Origin of the sequence: Pseudoxanthobacter sp. M-2 (assembly GCF_046156265.1) — a bacterium.
GTDB lineage: Bacteria > Pseudomonadota > Alphaproteobacteria > Rhizobiales > Segnochrobactraceae > CAMDHY01.
Genome location: NZ_JAWDIR010000042.1, coordinates 1 through 992, shown reverse-complemented (window position 1 = coordinate 992; position 992 = coordinate 1). Strand labels below are relative to the sequence as shown.

Sequence of the window (992 nt, the reverse complement as noted above, 5' to 3'; positions counted from 1 at the left end):
GGTGTGACGGCGTCGATGGCGTTTCGGATCGCGTCCCAGAGGTCCGGGAGGGTGCGGGCGGCCGCCTTCCTGAGGATGGCCTTCATCTTCGAGAAGGCCAACTCTATCGGATTGAAGTCGGGGCTGTATGGCGGCAGGAAGTGCATGACGGCTCCTGCGGCCTCGATGGCCTCGCGGATGGCGGCCGGCTTGTGGGCCGGCAGATTGTCGAGAACGACGACGTCGCCCGGCCTGAGGGTCGGGGCCAGAACCTGCTCGACATAGGCGAGGAAGGCGGCGCCGGTCATCGCGCCGTCGATGGTCATCGGTGCGACGATGCCCGCAAGGGTGAGGCCCCCGACGAACGTCGTCGTCTTCCGGTGCCCGTGCGGCACTGGCGCCCGGCAGCGCTCGCCCCTGGGTGCGCGGCCGTAGAGGCGGGCCATCTTGGTGGACGTGCCGCTTTCGTCGATGAAGACGAGGCGCTCGGGGTCGAGGTCCGGCTGGTCGTCGAACCAGGCGTGTCGCCGGCGCGCTACGTCCGGCCGGTCCTGCTCGGCAGCGTGCGCCGTCTTTTTTTACGCGTCACGCCGCGGCGCTTGAAGAAGTCGTGCACCACGCTCGGCGGCGGCCGGTAGCCGACAGCTTCGCCGAGCCTCTCGGCGATCTCGGCCAGCGTCAGGTCCGGCTCTGCGCCGATCCAGTCCATGATGAGATCGGCGTGCCCGTCGATGCGGCTCGGGCGACATCCGCCCCGCCGCCGCGGCTCGAGGTCCCCCGTCGTACGCACCTGAACGACCCAGCGGATTGCGGAGGAAACGCCGACGCCGAAACGCTCCGCCGCCTGCCGCCGTGACGCGCCGGCCTCGACCGCCGCAACAACCCTCTGCCGAAGATCCAGAGAAAGAGCGTTCGCCATGCGAGCCGGCCTCCTTCGCCAGCCCCCACGGTGAATCAGAAATCACCCGCCAGGGGAATCCCCAACCGATTCAATCCCGGACGAAAGTGCTCTA

The 992-nt window shown here is 68.9% G+C and carries 1 protein-coding gene; it reads right to left on the bottom strand.

All coding sequences use genetic code 11. The features are described from left to right. Positions 1 to 898 (bottom strand): IS630 family transposase gene (locus tag RUR49_RS17640; RefSeq protein WP_409147717.1). Its coding sequence is split into 2 segments (ribosomal slippage), with 899 coding nucleotides annotated over them: positions 1 to 559 and positions 559 to 898; the frame shifts between segments, so codons are not numbered across the junction. This gene is flagged as partial in the annotation. Positions 899 to 992: the final 94 nt, after the last annotated feature.